This is a genomic window from Streptacidiphilus jeojiense, from assembly GCF_000719095.1.
GTDB lineage: Bacteria > Actinomycetota > Actinomycetes > Streptomycetales > Streptomycetaceae > Streptacidiphilus > Streptacidiphilus jeojiensis.
In genome coordinates this window covers 14,284-34,620 of the sequence record NZ_JOEH01000019.1, presented here as the reverse complement: position 1 = coordinate 34,620, position 20,337 = coordinate 14,284, and the positions used below count along the sequence as shown (strand labels likewise).

Annotated in this window: 18 protein-coding genes; 12 read left to right on the top strand and 6 right to left on the bottom strand. The window is 71.2% G+C overall.

What is annotated here, in order from left to right:
* Positions 1–55: 55 nt before the first annotated feature.
* Both IF29_RS0124335 and IF29_RS0124330 read right to left on the bottom strand, forming a co-directional pair.
* Positions 56–709, bottom strand: coding sequence for an MBL fold metallo-hydrolase (locus IF29_RS0124335; RefSeq protein WP_030258777.1), 654 nt, complete (start codon positions 707–709; stop codon positions 56–58).
* A gap of 4 nt (positions 710–713) precedes the next feature.
* On the bottom strand, positions 714–1,463 hold the full coding sequence (locus tag IF29_RS0124330) for a maleylpyruvate isomerase family mycothiol-dependent enzyme (protein WP_030258775.1): 750 nt from the start codon (positions 1,461–1,463) through the stop codon (positions 714–716).
* Between the two features lie 276 nt (positions 1,464–1,739).
* On the opposite strand from IF29_RS0124330, the gene uvrA reads away from it, so the two are divergent.
* Both uvrA and IF29_RS0124320 read left to right on the top strand, forming a co-directional pair.
* On the top strand, positions 1,740–4,751 hold the full coding sequence (gene uvrA, locus IF29_RS0124325) for an excinuclease ABC subunit UvrA (protein WP_030258772.1): 3,012 nt from the start codon (positions 1,740–1,742) through the stop codon (positions 4,749–4,751).
* A gap of 103 nt (positions 4,752–4,854) precedes the next feature.
* Positions 4,855–5,331: a Rieske (2Fe-2S) protein gene (locus IF29_RS0124320; protein WP_084714867.1), complete on the top strand. Its 477-nt coding sequence runs from the start codon at positions 4,855–4,857 to the stop codon at positions 5,329–5,331.
* A 145-nt stretch (positions 5,332–5,476) separates the two neighbouring features.
* Here IF29_RS0124320 and IF29_RS0124315 read toward each other — a convergent pair whose 3' ends face one another.
* A complete protein-coding gene (locus tag IF29_RS0124315; RefSeq protein ID WP_051725866.1) occupies positions 5,477–6,991 on the bottom strand; it encodes an MFS transporter in 1,515 nt (504 codons plus the stop codon).
* Between the two features lie 143 nt (positions 6,992–7,134).
* Here IF29_RS0124315 and IF29_RS0124310 point away from each other — a divergent pair, with 143 nt between their 5' ends.
* From IF29_RS0124310 to IF29_RS0124265, 10 genes are all read left to right on the top strand, one after another.
* Entirely contained in the window at positions 7,135–7,740 is a 606-nt protein-coding gene (locus tag IF29_RS0124310) for a TetR/AcrR family transcriptional regulator (protein WP_030258764.1), read from the top strand.
* Positions 7,741–7,898: 158 nt separating this feature from the next.
* The gene (gene uvrC, locus IF29_RS0124305; protein WP_084714865.1) at positions 7,899–9,929 is read left to right on the top strand and encodes an excinuclease ABC subunit UvrC; all 2,031 of its coding nucleotides are present in this window, start codon (positions 7,899–7,901) and stop codon (positions 9,927–9,929) included.
* Between the two features lie 47 nt (positions 9,930–9,976).
* On the top strand, positions 9,977–10,807 hold the full coding sequence (gene rapZ / locus IF29_RS0124300) for an RNase adapter RapZ (RefSeq protein ID WP_084717915.1): 831 nt from the start codon (positions 9,977–9,979) through the stop codon (positions 10,805–10,807).
* A gap of 23 nt (positions 10,808–10,830) precedes the next feature.
* Positions 10,831–11,841 carry a gluconeogenesis factor YvcK family protein gene (locus IF29_RS0124295; RefSeq protein WP_030258755.1) on the top strand — a complete coding sequence of 337 codons (1,011 nt, stop codon included), beginning with the start codon at positions 10,831–10,833 and terminating at the stop codon, positions 11,839–11,841.
* The gene (gene whiA / locus IF29_RS0124290) at positions 11,832–12,893 is read left to right on the top strand and encodes a DNA-binding protein WhiA (protein ID WP_232242418.1); all 1,062 of its coding nucleotides are present in this window, start codon (positions 11,832–11,834) and stop codon (positions 12,891–12,893) included. Before IF29_RS0124295 ends, whiA begins: the two co-directional genes overlap by 10 nt.
* Positions 12,894–13,142: 249 nt before the next feature.
* A complete protein-coding gene (gap, locus tag IF29_RS0124285) occupies positions 13,143–14,147 on the top strand; it encodes a type I glyceraldehyde-3-phosphate dehydrogenase (protein ID WP_030258751.1) in 1,005 nt (334 codons plus the stop codon).
* Between the two features lie 116 nt (positions 14,148–14,263).
* Complete coding sequence (locus IF29_RS0124280) at positions 14,264–15,469, top strand: phosphoglycerate kinase (RefSeq protein WP_030258748.1); 1,206 nt, start codon at positions 14,264–14,266, stop codon at positions 15,467–15,469.
* A gap of 5 nt (positions 15,470–15,474) precedes the next feature.
* Positions 15,475–16,263 (top strand): triose-phosphate isomerase, encoded by a 789-nt coding sequence (tpiA, locus tag IF29_RS0124275; protein WP_030258739.1) that lies wholly within the window; start codon positions 15,475–15,477, stop codon positions 16,261–16,263.
* A 100-nt stretch (positions 16,264–16,363) separates the two neighbouring features.
* Positions 16,364–16,603: a preprotein translocase subunit SecG gene (gene secG, locus IF29_RS0124270; protein WP_030258736.1), complete on the top strand. Its 240-nt coding sequence runs from the start codon at positions 16,364–16,366 to the stop codon at positions 16,601–16,603.
* A gap of 248 nt (positions 16,604–16,851) precedes the next feature.
* Positions 16,852–17,187, top strand: a complete 336-nt coding sequence (locus tag IF29_RS0124265; RefSeq protein WP_084714863.1) for an RNA polymerase-binding protein RbpA — start codon at positions 16,852–16,854, stop codon at positions 17,185–17,187.
* 104 nt (positions 17,188–17,291) lie between these two features.
* Here the strand turns inward: IF29_RS0124265 and IF29_RS0124260 are convergent, their stop codons facing one another.
* Genes IF29_RS0124260 through IF29_RS0124250 form a run of 3 tightly spaced genes read right to left on the bottom strand, consistent with a single transcriptional unit; the run spans position 17,292 to position 20,262 of the window.
* Entirely contained in the window at positions 17,292–18,254 is a 963-nt protein-coding gene (locus IF29_RS0124260) for an acyl-CoA dehydrogenase family protein (RefSeq protein WP_030258732.1), read from the bottom strand.
* Positions 18,251–19,402, bottom strand: coding sequence for an acyl-CoA dehydrogenase family protein (locus IF29_RS0124255; RefSeq protein WP_030258730.1), 1,152 nt, complete (start codon positions 19,400–19,402; stop codon positions 18,251–18,253). Before IF29_RS0124255 ends, IF29_RS0124260 begins: the two co-directional genes overlap by 4 nt.
* On the bottom strand, positions 19,402–20,262 hold the full coding sequence (locus tag IF29_RS0124250) for an enoyl-CoA hydratase (RefSeq protein ID WP_030258728.1): 861 nt from the start codon (positions 20,260–20,262) through the stop codon (positions 19,402–19,404). Before IF29_RS0124250 ends, IF29_RS0124255 begins: the two co-directional genes overlap by 1 nt.
* Positions 20,263–20,337 lie beyond the last annotated feature (75 nt).

Below are 20,337 nucleotides of genomic sequence, written 5' to 3'. Positions count from 1 at the left end.
ATCGCGCACTCCACGACGCGGGGTACCGGCCCCGGCTGGGGCGGCCCCGCCGGGGTCACCAGCCCCGGGTGCGCCATTCGGCGAGGTTCGGGCGTTCGGTGCCGAGGGTGGTGTCGTCGCCGTGGCCCGGGTAGACCCAGGTCTCGTCGGGGAGGGTGGCGAAGAGCTTGGTCTCGACGCCGTCGAGCAGGCTGGTGAAGGCGGCGCTGTCGCCCCAGGTGTTGCCGATGCCGCCGGGGAAGAGGCAGTCGCCGGTGAAGAGGTGCGGGTGGCCCTTGGGGTCGTCGTAGATCAGCACGATCGCGCCCGGGGTGTGGCCGACCAGGTGGCGGACGGTGAGGTCGATCTCGCCGAAGCGCAGCGTGTCGCCGTCGTCGAGGAGCAGGTCGGAGGGGACCGGGATGCCCTCGGCGTCCAGGCGGCCGGCCGCGGTGCGGGCGCCGGTGGCCTGGACGACGGCGGCGAGGGCGTTCCAGTGGTCCTGGTGGCGGTGGGTGGTGACCACCGTCGCGAGGCTGCCGCCGACGGTCTCCAGCAGGACCGGGGCGTCGGCTGCGGCGTCGATGAGCAGCTGCTGGTCGGTGGCCCGGCAGCGCAGCAGGTAGGCGTTGTTGTTCGTGGGCCCGACGGCCACCTTGGTGATCATCAGCTGCGGGAGCTCCCGCACCGCCGGCGTCCCGCCGACCTTCACCGCTCCGTGGTACGACATGCCGTCAGCCTAGCGGCGGCAGGGCCGGCAGGTCTGCGGCGGGCACGCCCAACGAGGATCCGTCGGCGCGTCCGGAGAGCCAGGCGACCAGCGCCCCCGCCGGGCCGGAGAGCCGCAGCGGCTCCGGGGCCTGCGCCGAGCCGCTCTCGACGCCGTAGCTGCCGAGGCGGTAGCCGGTGTCGGTGTCGGAGTCGTGCAGCAGCAGCGGTGGCAGGTCCGAAGCGTCGCGCAGGCGCTCGGTGAGCGAGGCCAGCTCGCGGGTGACGAACTCGGTCGGCCAGTGCGCCGGGGTGTAGTCCAGGCCCAGGTCGACATGGTGGTACTCGACCTCGCTGACCCGCTTGTAGGGGACGCCGAAGGCGGGGAACGGGCCGAGCCGGTGCGGGACCGGGATCGACCAGGCCTCCGGCGGCATGGCCTCGCAGGCGGCGGTGAAGCGGAGGCCGGAGGCGCGCAGGTCGGCGAGCTGGTCGGCCGGCGGTCGCCTGGCGCCGTCCTCGATGCCCCGGTCGCGGGCCTCCGGGCTCGGGTACATCGGGATCGGCTGCGAGGTGCGGGCGCCCCGCAGCAGATTGCAGAGCGCGTCGGCGTTGCGGGAGATGTGACTGAGGACATGCCCCCTGGTCCAGCCGGGCAGCACGGAGGGCTGGAGGACCTGCTCAGGGGTCATCTCCTCGACGCTGCGCAGCAGCCGGGCGGTGGCCTCGGCGGCCTGGGCGATGGTCTGCGCTGGGATCCCGCTTGGGGTGGTCATGCTCTCTCCCGTAACGTCCGAGGTGCGTGTCCCGCGTGGTTTCTCATCGTTTCCCACGGCGGGGAAGCTCTCACGCTAGCGTCGTGTTCATCCCTTCGGGTGACGGTTCTGGATTGCCCCAAAAATCGAACACGTGCTCCCATAGTGTTGTCGCGTCGGACGGTCCCGGATCGCCCCGTCCAGGACCGTCCGACGTCCAGGGCAGTGTCCGAGGCAACGGCCGAGGCAATGTCCAGGACCGACCGACGCCCCCATCGATCCGGAAGGCGCAGAAGCGTGGCAGACCGCCTCATCGTCCGCGGTGCTCGCGAGCACAATCTCAAGAACGTCTCGCTCGACCTGCCGCGCGACTCCCTCATCGTGTTCACCGGCCTCTCCGGGTCCGGCAAGTCCTCGCTGGCGTTCGACACCATCTTCGCGGAGGGCCAGCGCCGCTACGTCGAGTCGCTGTCCTCCTACGCCCGGCAGTTCCTGGGCCAGATGGACAAGCCCGACGTGGACTTCATCGAGGGCCTCTCCCCGGCCGTCTCGATCGACCAGAAGTCAACCTCGCGCAACCCCCGCTCCACCGTCGGCACCATCACCGAGGTCTACGACTACCTCCGGCTGCTGTTCGCGCGGATCGGCCACCCGCACTGCCCGGTCTGCGGGCGTCCGATCGCCCGGCAGTCGCCGCAGCAGATCGTGGACAAGATCCTGGAACTGCCCGAGGGCACCCGGTTCCAGCTGCTCAGCCCGCTGGTCCGGGCCCGCAAGGGCGAGTTCGTCGACCTCTTCGCCGACCTGCAGACCAAGGGCTACTCCAGGGCCAGGGTCGACGGCGCGACGATCCAGCTGACCGAGCCGCCGGTGCTGAAGAAGCAGGAGAAGCACACCATCGAGGTGGTCATCGACCGCCTCACCGTGAAGAAGAGCGCCCAGCGCCGGCTCACCGACTCGGTCGAGACCGCGCTCAAGCTCTCCGGCGGCACGGTCGTGCTGGACTTCGTCGACCTGGCGGCCGACGACCCCGAGCGTGAGCGGATGTACTCCGAGCACCTCTACTGCACCTTCGACGACATCTCCTACGAGGAGATGGAGCCGCGCTCCTTTTCCTTCAACTCGCCGTTCGGCGCCTGCCCCGAGTGCACCGGCCTGGGCTCGCGGATGGAGGTCGACCCGGACCTGGTCGTCCCCGACGAGGAGAAGACCCTCGACGAGGGCGCCATCCACCCCTGGTCGCTGGGCCACACCCGGGAGTACCACCAGCGGCTGATCAGCGCGCTGGCCAAGGAGTTGGGCTTCCGCACCGACATCCCCTGGGCCGGGCTGCCGCAGCGCGCCAGGAAGGCGCTGCTGTACGGGCACAACTCCCAGGTCGAGGTGAAGTTCCGGAACCGCTTCGGCCGCGAGCGCTCCTACATCACCGGCTTCGAGGGCGCGGTGCCCTTCGTCCAGCGCCGGCACTCGGAGTCCGAGACCGACAGCAGCCGGGAGCGCTTCGAGGGCTACATGCGCGAGGTGGACTGCCCGGCCTGCCACGGCACCCGGCTCAAGCCGGTGGTGCTGGCGGTGACCATGGCCGGGAAGTCCATCGCCGAGGTCTCCTCGATGTCCATCAGCGACTGCGCCGACTTCCTGGGCGCGATGGAGCTCTCCGATCGGGAGAAGACCATCGCCGAGCGGGTCCTCAAGGAGGTCAACGAGCGGCTGAAGTTCCTGGTCGACGTCGGCCTGGACTACCTCTCGCTGAACCGTGCCGCGGGGACCCTCTCCGGCGGCGAGGCCCAGCGGATCCGGCTGGCCACCCAGATCGGCTCCGGCCTGGTCGGTGTGCTCTACGTGCTGGACGAGCCCTCGATCGGGCTGCACCAGCGCGACAACCACCGGCTGATCGAGACCCTGGTGCGGCTGCGCGACCTGGGCAACACCCTGATCGTGGTGGAGCACGACGAGGACACCATCCGCACCGCGGACTGGGTGGTGGACATCGGCCCGGGCGCGGGGGAGCACGGCGGCCATGTGGTGCACTCCGGTTCCCGCGAGGACCTGTTGGCCAACAAGGAGTCGCTGACCGGCGCCTACCTCTCCGGCCGGCGCTCCATCCCCACCCCGGAGGTGCGCCGTCCGATCGACCCCAAGCGGCACATCACCGTCCAGGGCGCGCGCGAGCACAACCTCCAGGACGTGGACGTCAGCTTCCCGCTGGGCACCCTGACCGCGATCACCGGTGTCTCCGGCTCCGGGAAGTCCACGCTGGTCAACGACATCCTCTACACCCACCTGGCGCGCGAGCTCAACGGCGCCCGCAGCGTGCCCGGACGGCACACCCGGGTCACCGGCACCGACCTGGTCGACAAGGTGGTCCATGTCGACCAGTCGCCGATCGGCCGCACCCCGCGGTCCAACCCGGCGACCTACACCGGTGTCTTCGACCACGTCCGCCGGCTGTTCGCGGAGACCACCGAGGCGAAGGTGCGCGGCTACCTGCCGGGCCGCTTCTCCTTCAACGTCAAGGGCGGCCGCTGCGAGAACTGCGCCGGCGACGGCACCATCAAGATCGAGATGAACTTCCTGCCGGACGTCTACGTCCCCTGCGAGGTGTGCCACGGGGCGCGCTACAACCGGGAGACGCTGGACGTCCACTTCAAGGGCAAGTCCATCGCCGAGGTGCTGGACATGCCGATCGAGGAGGGGCTGGAGTTCTTCGAGGCCGTTCCGCCGATCGCCCGGCACCTGCGCACCCTCACCGACGTCGGCCTCGGCTACGTCCGGCTGGGCCAGTCCGCGCCGACGCTGTCCGGCGGCGAGGCGCAGCGTGTCAAGCTGGCCTCGGAGCTGCAGAAGCGCTCCACCGGGCGGACCGTCTACGTCCTGGACGAGCCGACCACCGGGCTGCACTTCGAGGACATCAGCAAGCTGATCAAGGTGCTCACCGGGCTGGTGGACAAGGGCAACACGGTGATCGTGATCGAGCACAACCTGGATGTGATCAAGACCGCCGACTGGGTCGTCGACATGGGACCCGAGGGCGGCAACGGCGGCGGTCTGGTGGTCGCCGAGGGTACCCCGGAGCACATCGCGACGGTGGCCGAGAGCCACACCGGCAAGTTCCTGCGCGACATCCTGGGGGACCGGGTGTTCGCGGAGGAGGCGGCGGAGGAGGCCGCGGCCGCCAGGAAGCCGGCGGCGAAGAAGGCTCCGGTGAAGCAGGCCCCGGTGAAGAAGCCGGCCGCGAAGAAGGCAGTGGCGCAGAAGACAGCGGCGAAGAAGGCGGTGGCCAAGAAGGCCGCCCCCGGTAAGAAGTAGTCACAGGAAAGCCGCATAGGGTGCACCCGGAGCGCAACCTGCCCCGGGTGCACCGCGTTGAGCGTGGTGCCCCGTCACGTCTGCCCTTTGGGAGCCCGCGACCATGACCCAGCTCGACGCCGCCCCTGCCCCGGAGAACGCCGACTGCGCAGGCTGCTGCACCACCGGCACCGGCACCGACCGGCGCGCCGTGCTGCGCGGCGCCGCCGCGGTCGGGGTGGCCGGTGTCGCCGGGCTCGCGCTCGCCGCCTGCTCGTTCGGTTCGAGCAGCACCAGCACCGCCTCCGGGCCGACGACGCTGGGTCCGACCAGCGATGTCCCGGTCGGCGGCGGCAAGGTCTACAAGGACGACAAGGTCGTGGTCACCCAGCCGACCTCCGGTCAGTTCAAGGCGTTCAGCGCGGTCTGCACCCACGCCGGCTGCCTGGTCGACGGGGTGCAGGGCGGGACCATCCAGTGCCCCTGCCACGGCAGCCAGTTCAAGATCGCCGACGGCTCCGTCGCCAACGGCCCGGCCACCTCCCCGCTGCCCGCCAAGACCGTGGCCGTGCAGAACGGCAAACTGGTCGTCACCGTCTGACCGGTTCCGCCGTCTGACCGGTTCCGCAGCCGCGGGCCCGCGCCGGCAGCCCATCAGCGGCCGTTGAACGCCGTTCGGCCTGCTGCGGCTCGGCCTGCTGCGGCTCAGCCCGCTGCGCGCCGGGGCGCCGAGCGATCCCGCGGTGTCACCCGGACACGACCTCGTGGTTGGAGGCCTCGGCGCGGCCGGTGCTGCTGCGGTAGAGCAGTGCGGTGACCAGCGCGCCGAGGGTGAAGATGCCCGCCGACCACCAGAACGCGGTTGTGTAGCTGTGCAGTTGGGCCCGGGCCAGGGCGTCGGGGGTGGGCCTGCGGCCGACCAGGTAGGCGGCTGCGGCGCTGGTGGCAAGGCTGTTGAGCAGCGCGGTGCCGATGGAGCCGCCGATCTGCTGCATGGTGTTGACGCTTGCCGAGGCGGCGCCGACCTCGTCAGGGGCGACGCGGGCGGTGGCCTGGTTCATGGCCGTCGGCATCACCTGCCCCAGGCCCAGGCCGAGCACGATCAGCGCCGGCAGGACCTGGGAGGCGTAGGTGTCGGTCAGGCCGATGCGGGTGAGCCAGACCATGGCGCCGGCGGCCAGTGCCATGCCCAGCGGGACGGTGGTCCTGGCGCCGAACCTGGGCGCGGTCACATTGGTGGCCAGCTGGGCGGAGACCATCAGGCCCCCGACCATGGGCAGGAAGGCCAGCCCGGTGGTCACCGGGCTGTAGCGCAGCGTGACCTGCAGGTAGTAGGTGAGGAACAGGAACAGGCCGAACATGCCGGACGCAGCGATGATCACTGCGGACAGGGAGGCTCCGCGGTCGCGGTCCAGGACGATCCGCAGCGGAAGCAGCGGGTGGGCGGCCCGGGTCTGCCAGCGGCCGAACAGGGCGATCAGCAGCACTCCGGCGACCAGCCAGCCCCAGGTCATCGGCGCGGACCAGCCGTGGGTGTCGGCGTTGGAGAGGCCGTAGACCAGCGAGAACAGGCCGGAGGAGACCAGCAGGGTGCCGGGGATGTCGAGCTTGGCGCCGTCCCGCCGGCTGTTGCGCAGCAGGGCCAGGCCGCCGGCGAAGGCGAGGGCGGCGAAGACCAGGTTGACGTAGAGGGTCCAGCGCCAGCTGAGGTGCTCGGTCAGCAGGCCGCCGAGCAGCAGCCCGACGGCGCCGCCGGTGCCGGCGATGGCGCCGTAGACCCCGAAGGCCTTGGCCCGGTCCCGTCCGGCGGCGAAGGTCGTGTTCAGCAGCGCGAGTGCGGCCGGCGCCAGCAGCGCGCCGAAGGCGCCCTGCAGGGCCCTGGCGGTGATCAGCATGTCGAAGCCGGTGGCGGCTCCGGCCAGGGCGGAGGCCCCGGCGAAGCCCGCCACGCCGATCAGGAAGACGAGCTTGCGGCCGATCAGGTCGGCCAGCCGCCCGCCGAGCAGCAGCAGGCTGCCGAAGGCCAGCGCGTAGGCGGTGACCACCCACTGCCGGTTGCCGTTGGAGAAGCCCAGGTCGCGCTGGGCCGAGGGCAGCGCGATGTTCACGATGGTGCCGTCGAGCACCACCATCAGCTGGGCCAGGCCGACCACGGCCAGGATCCACCAGCGGTGGGGCGTCTGCGCCGCAGCCTGCGCGGCCTGTTCCGCCCGCGGGGCGGCGGCTTCCGGGGGCGAACTGGGGGAGGGGTTCGAGGTCATGGTCCGACCCTTCTCGTAGTAGCTGGCGGTCGGCCGGGGGCCCGGCGGGCGCCGGCAAGAATTCAACACCCATTGAATTGGGTAGCATTATTCTGCGCCTGTTGAATTTCGGCTGTCAATCACCAGCCGTACGAGGAGGAACCGTGACCGCCACACCCCGCCGGGCCGGACGGCGTCCGGGGACGAGCCAGACCCGGCAGCTCATCCTCGACACCGCCCGCCGGCACTTCGCCGAACTGGGCTACGACCGCACCACGCTGCGCGGTATCGCCACCGCCGCCGAGGTCGACGTCGCCCTGGTCTCGCACTTCTTCTCGGGAAAGCAGCGGCTGTTCGCGGAGGCCGCGGCACTGCCCTACGACCCGGCCGTGGTCCTGTCCCGGCTGCTGGCCGGCCCGCGCGAGGAGATCGGACGGCGCCTGGCGGACCAGGTGCTCGACCTGATCGAGGCCCCGGCGAGCCGGGGCCGGCTGATCGCGCTGATCCGCGCGGCGGCCTCGGAGGAGGGGGCGGCCCAGCTGATCCGCGAACGCATCAACCGCGAACTCCTGGTCCCGCTGGCGGCCGGGCTCGGATCCCCGGACGCGCCGCTGCGCGCCGCACTCACCGGATCGCAGGTCGTCGGCCTGGTCATGGCCCGGCACATCGTCGGCATCGACCCGCTGCCGGGCACGGGCCGCGAACAACTCGCCGCCGCCGTCGCGCCGACCCTCCAGCGCTACCTCACCGGCCCCCTCGACGACGTGTGACGGCTCCGGACAGTTCGATGCCCTGTCGGTCCAGGGCGCTAGGGTCTTGAGTGTCCTGGCTGATCCGTCCGCAGCTGAGCCGTTCGCAGGGGAGTACTCGCAATGTCACTGCCTGGTGTGCACCGGTCAGCCCCGGTGCACCTGGTTGGGGGATCCTGATGGCTGACCCGTCCACGTACCGCCCGGCGCCGGGGCAGATCCCGACGTCCCCCGGCGTCTACAAGTTCCGCGACGCCAACTCCCGGGTGATCTACGTCGGCAAGGCGAAGAGCCTGCGCCCCCGGCTGTCCTCCTACTTCCAGGACCTGGCCAACCTCCATCCGCGCACCCGGCAGATGGTGACCACGGCCGCCTCGGTGGAGTGGACCGTGGTCGGGACCGAGGTCGAGGCGCTGCAGCTGGAGTACAGCTGGATCAAGGAGTTCGACCCGCGCTTCAACGTCAAGTACCGCGACGACAAGAGCTATCCCTCGCTCGCGGTGACGCTGAACGAGGAGTTCCCCCGGGTGCAGGTGATGCGAGGCCCGAAGAAGCGCGGGGTGCGCTACTTCGGCCCCTACGGGCACGCCTGGGCGATCCGGGAGACGGTGGACCTGCTGCTCCGGGTGTTCCCGGTGCGGACCTGCTCCGCCGGGGTGTTCAAGCGCGCCGAGCAGGTCGGCAGGCCCTGCCTGCTGGGCTACATCGGCAAGTGCTCGGCCCCCTGCGTCGGCCGGGTCACCCCGGAGCAGCACCGCGAACTCGCCGAGGAGTTCTGCGACTTCATGGCCGGCCGGACCGGCACCTACCTCCGCCGTCTCGAACGCGAGATGAAGGAGGCCGCCGCCGAGATGGAGTACGAGCGGGCCGGGCGGCTGCGCGACGACATCGAGGCGCTGAACCGCGCGATGGAGAAGAACGCCGTCGTGCTCGCCGACGGCACCGACGCCGACCTGCTGGCCATCGCCGAGGACGAGTTGGAGGCCGCGGTCCAGATCTTCCACGTCCGCGGCGGCCGGGTCAGGGGCCAGCGCGGCTGGGTCACCGACAAGGTCGAGAACGTCGACACCGCGGGGCTGGTCGAGCACGCCCTGCTGCAGCTGTACGGGGAGGAGACCGGCGAGGCCGTCCCGCGCGAGGTGCTGGTCCCGGCGCTGCCGCAGCCGGTGCAGCCGGTGGCGGTGTGGCTCGGCGAGCGCCGCGGCAGTGCGGTGGACCTGCGGGTGCCGCAGCGCGGCGACAAGCGCGAGCTGATGGTCACCGTGGAGCGCAACGCCGCCCAGGCGCTGGCCCTGCACAAGACCAAGCGCGCCGCCGACCTGACCACCCGCAGCGTCGCGCTCCAGGAGATCGCCGACGCCCTCGGTCTGGAGACCGCGCCGCTGCGGATCGAGTGCTACGACATCTCCCACCTCCAGGGGCAGGACGTGGTCGCCTCGATGGTGGTGTTCGAGGACGGCCTGGCCCGCAAGAGCGAGTACCGCCGCTTCGCGATCAAGGGTTTCGAGGGCCAGGACGACGTCCGCTCGATGCACGAGGTGATCACCCGCCGGTTCCGGCACCAGGAGCAGCCGAGCGAGCGGGACGAGGAGACCGGCAAGCCGCGCCGCTTCGCCTACCCGCCGCAGCTGATCGTGGTCGACGGCGGCGAGCCGCAGGTCGCGGCGGCGCAGCGGGCGCTGACCGAGCTGGGGGTCACCGATGTGGCCCTGTGCGGCCTGGCCAAGCGGCTGGAGGAGGTCTGGCTGCCGGACGAGGACGACCCGGTGGTGCTGCCGCGCAGCAGCGAGGGCCTCTACCTGCTGCAGCGGGTCCGCGACGAGGCGCACCGCTTCGCCATCACCTACCAGCGCCAGAAGCGCGCCAAGCGGCTCACCGCGGGCGCCCTGGACTCGGTGCCGGGCCTCGGCGAGAGCCGGCGGCAGGCGCTGCTCAAGCACTTCGGCTCGCTGAAGCGGCTCAGGGCGGCGACAGTGGAGGAGATCTGCGAGGTTCCCGGGGTCGGCCGGCGGACGGCCGAGGCCGTGGTCGCGGCCCTGGCCGAGAGGCGTCCCACGGCCCCCGCGGTCAACACGGCGACCGGTGAGATCCTCGAAGAGCCCAGTGACCAGGTCACTCGTGCGAGTGAAAGCGGGAAGCCGCAGCCGACGCCGGGCGTTGACATCAGTGACGAGATGGACGAGATGTCCGAAACAGGGGAGCCCACGTGAGTAAGTCCGGCGGTGAGAACGTACCCGAGCTGGTGATCATCTCCGGTATGTCCGGGGCCGGCCGCAGTACGGCCGCGAAATGCCTGGAGGACCTCGGCTGGTTCGTCGTGGACAACCTGCCGCCGTCGCTGATACCGACCATGGTCGACCTCGGCGCGCGCTCGCAGGGCGCGGTGGCGCGTATAGGCGCTGTCGTGGACGTGCGCGGGCGCAGCTTCTTCGACGACCTGCTGGCCTCGCTGGAGGACCTGGAACGGCGCGGCGTCCGGCTGCGGGTGCTGTTCCTGGAGGCCTCCGACGACGCCCTGGTGCGCCGGTTCGAGAGCGTGCGCCGCCCGCACCCGCTGCAGGGCGACGGACGCATCGTGGACGGCATCGAACAGGAGCGCACCCTGCTGCGCGACCTGCGCGGCGAGGCCGACCTGGTGATCGACACCTCCAGCCTCAACGTCCATGAGCTGCGGGCCAAGATGGACGCCCAGTTCTCGGACGACCAGGAGCCGCAGCTCCGGGCCACGGTGATGTCCTTCGGCTTCAAGTACGGCCTGCCGGTCGACGCCGACCTGGTGGTGGACTGCCGCTTCCTGCCCAATCCGCACTGGGTCCCGGAGCTGCGCCCGCGCACCGGCACGGACGAGGAGGTGGCCCGGTACGTCTTCGACCAGCCGGGCGCCAAGGAGTTCCTGGACCAGTACGCCGATCTCCTCAGGATCGTCACCGAGGGCTACCGCCGGGAAGGCAAGCGCTACATGACACTTGCCGTAGGCTGCACCGGAGGGAAGCACCGCAGCGTGGCGATGTCGGAACGGCTGGCGAAGCGGTTGATCGCCGACGGTCTGGAGACGGTGCTGGTGCACCGGGACATGGGGCGCGAGTAGCGGCGGACGGGACAGGGGCACGGGTGGCGTCACACATCGTTGCTGGACGGCAGCAGGCGCGACGCCGGGGCGCTCCGAGGATCACCGCGCTGGGCGGCGGGCAGGGCCTGTCGGCCTCGCTGCGCGCCCTGCGGCGGCTGACCGGGGACCTCACCGCGGTGGTCACCGTCGCCGACGACGGCGGCTCCAGCGGGCGGCTGCGCGCCGAGTTGGGCGTGCTGCCACCCGGTGACCTGCGCAAGGCGCTGGCCGCGCTGTGCGGTGACGACGACTGGGGCCGGACCTGGTCCGAGGTGATCCAGCACCGCTTCCAGAGCGACGGCGAACTGCACGGACACGCGGTGGGGAACCTGCTGATCGTGGCGCTGTGGGAGAAGCTCGGGGACCCGGTCGAGGCGCTGGAGTACGTCGGCAGACTGCTCGGCGCGCACGGCCGGGTGCTGCCGATGTCCGCGGTGCCGCTGGACATCGAGGCCACCGTGCGCGGCCTCGACCCGGAGGACCCGGAGCTGCTCTCCACCGTCCGCGGTCAGGCCGAAGTCGCGGTCACCCCGGGCGAGGTGGAGTCGGTGCGGCTGCTGCCGCACGATCCGCCGGCGGTGCCGGAGGCGGTCGCCGCCGTGCGCGAGGCGGACTGGGTGGTGCTCGGCCCCGGCTCCTGGTTCACCAGTGTGCTGCCGCACCTGCTGGTCCCCGACCTGCGCGACGCCCTGGTGCAGACCCGGTCCCGCAAGGTGCTGGCGCTCAACCTGGTGGCGCAGCCGGGGGAGACCGAGGGCTTCTCGCCGCAGCGGCACCTGGAGGTGCTCGGGGCCCACGCCCCGGAGCTCACCGTGGACTTCGTGCTCGCCAACGCGGGTACGGTGGCCGATCCCGAGGCCCTGCGCAGTGCGGCCAAGCGTCTCGGCGCCGAACTGGTACTCGACAACGTCGCAGCCCCGGACGGCTCTTCCGGGCGACACGACCCGGAGCTTCTGGCCGCAGCGTACGACCGGATCTTCAGGATGCATGGAAGGATCGCGCCATGGCGATGACGGCAGCGGTGAAGGACGAAATCAGCCGGCTCCCCGTCACCCGGGCATGCTGCCGCAAGGCGGAGGTGTCGGCGATCCTGCGGTTCGCGGGTGGGCTGCACCTGGTGAGCGGACGCATCGTGATCGAGGCGGAGCTGGACACCGGCGTGGCGGCACGGCGGTTGCGCAAGGACCTGTTGGAGATCTTCGGACACTCCTCGGACCTGGTGGTGATGGCCCCCGGCGGTCTGCGACGCGGCAGCCGGTACGTGGTGCGGGTGGTGAAGGACGGCGACCTGCTGGCCCGGCAGACCGGGCTGGTGGACGGGCGCGGACGGCCGATCCGGGGTCTGCCCCCGGCGGTGGTCTCCGGCGCGACCTGCGACGCCGAGGCGGCCTGGCGCGGGGCCTTCCTGGCGCACGGCTCGCTCACCGAGCCCGGCAGGTCCTCCTCGCTGGAGATCACCTGCCCGGGGTCGGAGGCGGCGCTGGCCCTGGTCGGCGCGGCCCGGCGGCTGGGCATCCCGGCCAAGGCCCGCGAGGTGCGCGGGGTGGACCGGGTGGTGATCAGGGACGGCGACGCCATCGGCGCGCTGCTGACCCGGCTCGGCGCGCACGAGTCGGTGCTGGCCTGGGAGGAGCGGCGGATGCGCCGCGAGGTCCGGGCGACGGCCAACCGGCTGGCCAACTTCGACGACGCCAACTTGCGCCGCTCGGCGCGGGCCGCGGTGGCCGCCGGAGCGCGGGTGCAGCGGGCGCTGGAGATCCTCGGCGAGGAGGTCCCGGAGCACCTGGCCGCGGCCGGACGGCTGCGGATGGAGCACAAGCAGGCCTCGCTGGAGGAGCTGGGCTCGCTGGCGGACCCGCCGCTGACCAAGGACGCGGTGGCCGGGCGGATCCGGCGGCTGCTGGCGATGGCCGACAAGCGGGCGTCGGAGCTGGGACTGCCCAGCACCGAGCACAGCCTGTCCGAGGGCGACTCCTACGGTGGCGAGTCCTACGGCACGGACTCCTACGGCGGCGAGTCCTACCGCGGGGAGTCGTACGGCGCCCAGGAGCTGGCCTCGCACTGACCGCCCCGCCGCTGCGTACACCCGTTCGCGCGTGGTGAGCCGCTGCAATCCACGGAAATACCGGTGAAATCCCCGTGAAACCGGGGTGAATGCCGCCTCCGGACTCGTTGTCCGGGGGCGGCATTGGTGTGTCCGGCAGGTCTGATGTGCTCTCCGCCACTGGCGCGGGGTAGGGTTTTAAGCGGTCGGGGACATCCCATTCCAGCTCGTCGGCGTACAGCGCCGACGTACCAGCGAGGAGATCGGTTCGTGACGATCCGGGTAGGCATCAACGGGTTCGGCCGCATTGGTCGTAACTTCTTCCGTGCGGTTATCGCCCAGGGCGCGGACATCGAGATCGTCGGTGTCAACGACCTGACCGACACCAAGACCCTGGCGCACCTGCTCAAGTACGACTCGACCCTGGGCACCCTGCACGCCGAGGTGTCCCACAGCGACGACAGCATCACCGTCGACGGCAAGAGCTTCAAGGTCACCGCCGAGCGCGACCCCGCCGCCCTCAAGTGGGGCGAGCTGGGCGCCGACATCGTGATCGAGTCGACCGGCTTCTTCACCAAGGCCGAGCAGGCCAAGAAGCACCTGGTCGGTGGCGCGAAGAAGGTCCTGATCTCGGCTCCGGCCAGCGACGAGGACATCACCGTCGTCATGGGCGTCAACGACGACAAGCTCGACGTCGCCAAGCACACCATCATCTCCAACGCCTCCTGCACCACCAACTGCGTGGCGCCGATGGCCAAGGTCATCCACGAGGCCTTCGGCATCGTCAAGGGCATGATGACGACGGTGCACGCCTACACCAACGACCAGGTCACCCTGGACTTCCCGCACAAGGACCTGCGTCGCGCCCGCGCCGCGGCCCTGAGCATCATCCCGACCTCCACCGGTGCCGCCAAGGCCACCGCGCTGGTGCTGCCGGAGCTCAAGGGCAAGCTGGACGGCACCTCGCTGCGCGTCCCGGTCCCCACCGGCTCCATCACCGACCTGGTGGTGGACCTGGAGCGCGAGGTCACCAAGGACGAGGTCAACGCCGCCTTCCAGAAGGCGTCCGAGGGCTCGCTCAAGGGCTACCTGTACTACAACGAGGACCCGATCGTCTCCCGTGACATCGTCAACTCGCCGTTCTCCTGCATCTTCGACGCCCCGCTGACCATGGTCCAGGGCAACCAGGTGAAGATCTTCGGCTGGTACGACAACGAGTGGGGCTACTCCAACCGCCTCGTCAACCTGACCACCCTCGTCGGTGGCCAGCTCTGACGAGCGGCGCGGTAAGCGACTGATGCGAGCAGGACCCGGACGCCGAATGGTCCGGGTCCTGCTCGCGTCGGGCCGTCCCCCCTGTTGTCCCCCACCTCCCACAGGAGCGAACTGACGTGCAGACCATCGACGACCTCGACGTCGCGGGCAAGCGGGTATTCGTCCGTGCCGACCTCAATGTGCCGCTGTCCGGCACCGACATCACCGACGACGGCCGGATCCGCGCCGTCGCGCCGACCATCGCCAAGCTGGTCGCGGCCGGCGCCAAGGTGATCGTCGCCTCCCACCTGGGCCGTCCCAAGGGCGCGCCCGACCCCCAGTTCAGCCTGGCCCCGGTGGCCGTGCGGCTCGGCCAGATCCTGGGCCAGGACGTCGCCTTCGCCACCGACACCGTCGGCGACAGTGCCGCCGCGGTCGTGGCCGGCCTGGCCGACGGCCAGGTCGCGCTGCTGGAGAACCTGCGCTTCAACGCCGGCGAGACCAGCAAGGACGACGCCGAGCGCGGCGCCTTCGCGGACCAGCTGGCCGCCCTCGCCGACGTCTACGTGGGCGACGGCTTCGGCGCGGTGCACCGAAAGCACGCCTCGGTCTACGACCTCCCGGCCCGGCTGCCGCACGCGGTCGGCCTGCTGATCGCCACCGAGGTCGGCGTGCTCAAGCGGCTGACCGAGCAGGTCGAGCGCCCCTATGTGGTCGTCCTCGGCGGCTCCAAGGTCTCCGACAAGCTCGGCGTGATCGACAACCTGCTGGGCAAGGCCGACCGGATCCTCATCGGCGGCGGCATGGCCTTCACCTTCCTCAAGGCTCAGGGCCACGACGTCGGCAGCAGCCTGCTGCAGGAGGACCAGATCCCGGTGGTCCTGGAGTACCTGGAGCGGGCGAAGCAGAACGGCGTGGAGTTCGTCCTGCCGGTCGACGTCGCGGTCTCCGCGACCTTCCCGGACCTGAAGACCAAGGCCCCGGTCGCCGACTTCGAGGTCGTCCCCGCCGACGCGATGCCGGCCGGCAAGATGGGCCTGGACCTCGGCCCGGCCACCGGCAAGCTGTTCGCCGAGAAGCTCGCCGACGCCGAGACGGTGTTCTGGAACGGCCCGATGGGCGTCTTCGAGCACCCCGAGTTCGCCGAGGGCACCAAGGCCGTCGCCGCCGCGTTGGCCGACGGCGACGCTTTCTCGGTGGTCGGCGGCGGCGACTCGGCCGCGGCCGTGCGCATCCTGGGCTTCGACGAGAAGAAGTTCGGACACATCTCGACGGGTGGCGGCGCCAGCCTCGAATACCTGGAGGGCAAGACCCTCCCCGGCCTGGCCGCACTGGAGAACTGATCCACATGACTGCTGCACGCACCCCGCTGATGGCGGGCAACTGGAAGATGAACCTCAACCACCTCGAGGCCATCGCCCACACCCAGAAGCTCTTCTTCGCGCTCAACGACAAGGACTACGCGGCCGTCGAGGTCGCCGTCCTGCCGCCGTTCACGGATCTGCGCTCGGTGCAGACCCTGGTCGACGGCGACAAGATGAAGATCAAGTACGGCGCCCAGGACATCTCCGCCCACGACTCCGGCGCCTACACCGGTGAGATCTCCGGGCCGATGCTGTCCAAGCTGAAGTGCACCTACGTGGCCATCGGCCACTCGGAGCGGCGCCAGTACCACGGCGAGACCGAGCCGGTCGTCAACGCCAAGGTCAAGGCCGCGTTCCGGAACGGCATCGTGCCGATCCTCTGCGTCGGCGAGGGTCTGGACATCCGCAAGGCCGGTGACCAGGTCTCCTACACCCTGGCGCAGCTGGACGGCGCGCTGGAGGGCGTGCCGGCCGAGGACGCCGAGGCCATCGTGGTGGCCTACGAGCCGGTGTGGGCCATCGGCACCGGCGAGGTGGCCACCCCCGAGGACGCCCAGGAGGTCTGCGGCGCGATCCGGGTCAGGCTGGCCGAGCTCTACAGCCAGGAGCTGGCCGACAAGGTCCGGGTGCTCTACGGCGGCTCGGTGAAGTCCTCGAACGCGGCCGGGATCATGGCCAAGCCGGACGTCGACGGCGCCCTGATCGGCGGCGCGGCGCTGGACCCGGAGGAGTTCGTGAAGATCGTTCGCTACCGGGACCAGGCGGTAGGCTGACGGCGGTCTAGAGTATGCAGGGTCGGGACGGACGGGATGGCCCGTCGACCCGGCCCTGCGTCTCAGCTCCACACATCGATTACGAGAGATTGGTCCCGCCGTGATCCTCGGCTTCTCGATCGCGCTGATCTTCTTCAGCGTGATGATGGTCGTCCTCGTCCTGCTGCACAAGGGCAAGGGCGGCGGTCTTTCCGACATGTTCGGTGGCGGTATGTCCTCCACCGGCGGTGGCTCCGCCGTCGCTGAGCGCAACCTCGACCGCATCACCATCTTCATGGGTGTCGGCTGGTTCGCCTGCATCATCATCCTGTCGCTGCTGCTGAAGGCCAAGAACGGCTGACCGGCCCGCCGCGGGTAGAACCTGTGCAGAGCACCCCTGCCGCGAAAGCTGACGGAGTGTCGCCCGGCCGCCTATCATGAGTGACAGTTGTCACCGGTGGCGGTGTCGGGCGGCACTTATGCGGTCCGTACACTGGGACGACTCCGTCGGAGAAGGGGGGCGACGGGACACTGTGGAGGCCGGGCCTCGGGGGCGCGGATTCCTCTCACGTGACTATCGCAACGCACCAGCACGCAGGGAGTCAGACCGTGGCAAGTGGCAACGCCATCCGTGGCAGCAGGGTCGGGGCAGGCCCCATGGGGGAGGCCGAGCGCGGCGAGTCCGCTCCTCGGCTCCGTATCTCCTTCTGGTGCGCCAACGGGCATGAGACCCGCCCGTCGTTCGCCTCCGACGCACAGATCCCGGACACCTGGGACTGCCCGCGCTGTGGATTCCCGGCCGGACAGGACGAGGAGAACCCGCCTGCCCCGCCGCGTACCGAGCCGTACAAGACCCACCTCGCGTACGTCCGCGAGCGCCGCAGCGACGCCGACGGCGAGGCGATCCTCGCTGAGGCGCTGGCCAAGCTGCGCGGGGAGATCTGAACAGCGCGCAGGCAGTGGACAGCACGTTCACAGGGGCATCGCCTCCGGACACCTACCTCACCAGGCGGTCCGGGCGGTGCCCCTGCTGCGTTCAGCCACGGACCTCAGTTGCGGACCTCAGCTGCGGGCCGGAGTTCCAGGACCGTGCGGCGGCAGGCGGACGGGCTGCCCCAGGCGTTGCGCAGCACCCGGGCGCGGCGGATCCACAGCGAGAGGTCGAACTCGTCGGTGTAGCCGATCGCGCCGTGCAGTTGCAGTGCGGCCCGCGCGGCGGAGTAGCCGGCCCCGCCGCAGGCGGCCTTGGCCGCCGCGATGTCGACGGCAGCGCCCGCCGCGGAGTCCTGGACGGCCACCGCGGCGCCGTACAACAGCGGTTCGGCGAAGTCGAGTTGGAGCAGCACATCGGCCAGCCGGTGCTTGACCGCCTGGAACGAGCCGATCGGCACGCCGAACTGGGTACGGGTCCTGGTGTACCCGACGGTGGCGGCGAGCAGGTGCCGGCCGGTGCCCAGGGCCAGCGCCGCGGTGCAGAGGGCTGCCAGCCCGGTGGCCCGCTCGCTGCCGGGACCGGGGGCGACCGCGATGGCGTCCCCGGGGACGCCCATCCGGCGCGCCGGGTCCAGCGACTGCCGCAGTGGCGCCTTCCGTTCGTCGCCGAGGCACAGCACCGCGTCGGCCAGGTCGGGGTCCGCGGCGTAGCCGCCGTCCGCGGCCAGCGAGAGGATCAGCTGTCCCGAGGCCACGCCGGGAAGCAGTGCCTGCTGCTCCGTACCGGCCAGCAGGGTGCTCGCCGCGAAGGTCTCGGCCGCCGGTCCGGGCAGGCCGTGGCGCCCCAGTTCGACGCAGCAGAGCGCCAGTTCGACCGGTAGCAGTCCGGTGCCGCCGAACTCCTCGGGCACCGCCAGGGCGAAGGCCCCGGCGTCGCCGAGCCGCCGCCACAGCGCCCGCAGCGGTGCGTCGTCCCCGGCCGCACGGGCCCGGGCCACGGCCGGGACGTCGGCGGCGGACAGCAGCGCGGCCAGGCTGGCGGCGAAGTCACGCTGCTCGGTGTCGAGGAGGAACCTCATCCGCGCCGCCCCTTCGGCAGGCCGAGCAGCCGCTCGGCGACGATGTCCCGCTGGATCTCGTTGGTGCCGCCGTAGACCGGTCCGGCCAGGGCGAAGACATAGCCCTCGGACCACTCCTCGACGTCGGCCAACTCGCCCTCGGGGCCCAACAGGTCCAGCGCCGTCTCATGGAGCGTCAGATCCAGTTCGGACCAGTGCAGCTTGTTGAGGCTGGACGCCGCTCCGGTCGGCCCGCCCTCGCCGGAGGCCGCCGCGAAGGCGGAGAGCTGGTACGCCCGCGCGCCGATCACCGCGTCGGCGACCCGCTCGGCCATCGCCGTGTCGCCGGGGTCCCCGAGCCGGCGCCACAGCTCCACCAGGCGGTCGGCGGCGGCCAGGAAGCGCCCGGGGCTGCGCAGGGTCAGCCCGCGCTCGTTGCCGGCCGTGCTCATCGCGGCCCGCCAGCCCTGGCCGGCCTCGCCGATCACGTCCCGGTCCGGGACCAGCACGCCGTCCAGGAAGATCTCGGCGAAGGCCGGCTTCCCGTCCAGCCGGCCGATCGGACGGACCGTCACCCCCGGTGCGTCCAGCGGGAACATCAGATAGGTGAGGCCGCGGTGCCGGGCCCCGGACTGCTCCACCGGGGTGGAGCGGAACAGGCCGAAGGCGCGGTCGGCGAAGGCGGCCCGGGAGGACCAGGTCTTGGCGCCATCCAGCAGCCAGCCGCCCTCGGTGCGGGTCGCGGTGGAGCGCAGGGCGGCCAGGTCGCTGCCGGCCCCGGGCTCGGACCAGGCCTGGGCCCAGACGGTCGTTCCACTCGCCATGTCCGGGAGGATGCGGGCCCGTTGCTCCTCGGTGCCGTGTTCGAACAGGGTGGGGGCGAGCAGGTTGATGCCGTTCTGGCTGACCCGCCCGGGCGCCCCGGCGGCGTAGTACTCCTCCTCGAAGAGCAGCCAGCGCAGCAGCGTGGCGTCCCGGCCGCCGTACCGCCGCGGCCAGGAGACCACCGACCAGCGGTCCGCGTGGAGTTGCTGCTCCCAGGCGCGGTGGGCGGCGAAGCCGGCCGCGGTCTCCAGCGAGGGCAGCCGTCGCGCCGGGACGTGCCGGCGCAGCCAGTCGCGGGCCTCGGCGCGGAACTCCTGTTCCTCAGTACCGATCTGAAGATCCATCAGCCGTTGTCCTGCCCTTCGGCAGCGGCCTTCATGGAGCGGGCGTCCATGCCGCCCAGCGAGTCCTTCGCGGTCTCCGCGTTGTGGGCGTGGGCGAGGTGGTGCAGGCCGAACACCGAGTCCAGGCCGCTGTGCAGGCCCTGCAGGTCCTCGGCCTGGTTGACCGCGCGCTTGGTGAGGGCGAGGCCCATGGTGGGCATCTCGGCGATCCGGGCCGCCAGTGCCATCGTCTCCCGGTGCAGGTCGGCGCGCGGGACCAGCCGGTTGACCATGGCGAGTTCGTACGCCCGCTGCGCGGTCATCCGTTCGCCGGTGTAGAGGAACTCCTTGGCGATCCGCGGCGGCAGCACCCAGGGGTGGGCGAAGTACTCGACGCCGGGGATGCCCATCCGCACCACCGGGTCGGCGAAGAAGGCGTCGTCGGCGGCCACGATCAGGTCGCAGACCCAGGCCAGCATCAACCCGCCCGCCACGCAGGCGCCGTGGACCGAGGCGATGACCGGCTTGGGCAGCTCCCGCCAGCGCCGGCACATCCCCAGGTAGACCTCGGACTCGCGGGCGTAGCGGCTCTCGGCGCCCTGCCGCTCCGAGTGGTCCCACCACAGCGAGGCCCTGCGCTCGAAGGGGAGGTGGGCGTCGCGCCCGGGCGTGCCGATGTCGTGCCCGGCCGAGAAGTGCGGTCCGGCGCCGCGCAATACCACCACCTTGACCTCGGGGTCGTCGGCGGCCCGGTAGAAGGCGCGGTCCAGGGCGTAGGTCATCGCCGAGTTCTGGGCGTTGCGGTACTCGGGGCGGTTCAGGGTGACCAGGGCGGTGGCGTCCTGGCGCTCGTAGAGGACGACGTCCGTCTCTTCGGGCATCTCGGCCTCTCCTTCCCTAACAAGTGTTTGGTAGGTTAACGTGCGGGGAGTCGGCCGTCGAGAGGTGGACCCGGT

Excerpts from the sequence above, each read along its gene's own strand:
- IF29_RS0124335 (WP_030258777.1), bottom strand. The coding sequence starts at position 709 with ATGTCGTACCACGGAGCGGTGAAGGTCGGCGGGACGCCGGCGGTGCGG.
- IF29_RS0124330 (WP_030258775.1), bottom strand. The coding sequence starts at position 1,463 with ATGACCACCCCAAGCGGGATCCCAGCGCAGACCATCGCCCAGGCCGCC.
- IF29_RS0124320 (WP_084714867.1), top strand. The coding sequence starts at position 4,855 with ATGACCCAGCTCGACGCCGCCCCTGCCCCGGAGAACGCCGACTGCGCA.
- IF29_RS0124315 (WP_051725866.1), bottom strand. The coding sequence starts at position 6,991 with ATGACCTCGAACCCCTCCCCCAGTTCGCCCCCGGAAGCCGCCGCCCCG.
- uvrC (WP_084714865.1), top strand. The coding sequence starts at position 7,899 with ATGGCTGACCCGTCCACGTACCGCCCGGCGCCGGGGCAGATCCCGACG.
- rapZ (WP_084717915.1), top strand. The coding sequence starts at position 9,977 with ATGTCCGGGGCCGGCCGCAGTACGGCCGCGAAATGCCTGGAGGACCTC.
- whiA (WP_232242418.1), top strand. The coding sequence starts at position 11,832 with ATGGCGATGACGGCAGCGGTGAAGGACGAAATCAGCCGGCTCCCCGTC.
- tpiA (WP_030258739.1), top strand. The coding sequence starts at position 15,475 with ATGACTGCTGCACGCACCCCGCTGATGGCGGGCAACTGGAAGATGAAC.
- IF29_RS0124260 (WP_030258732.1), bottom strand. The coding sequence starts at position 18,254 with ATGAGGTTCCTCCTCGACACCGAGCAGCGTGACTTCGCCGCCAGCCTG.
- IF29_RS0124255 (WP_030258730.1), bottom strand. The coding sequence starts at position 19,402 with ATGGATCTTCAGATCGGTACTGAGGAACAGGAGTTCCGCGCCGAGGCC.
- IF29_RS0124250 (WP_030258728.1), bottom strand. The coding sequence starts at position 20,262 with ATGCCCGAAGAGACGGACGTCGTCCTCTACGAGCGCCAGGACGCCACC.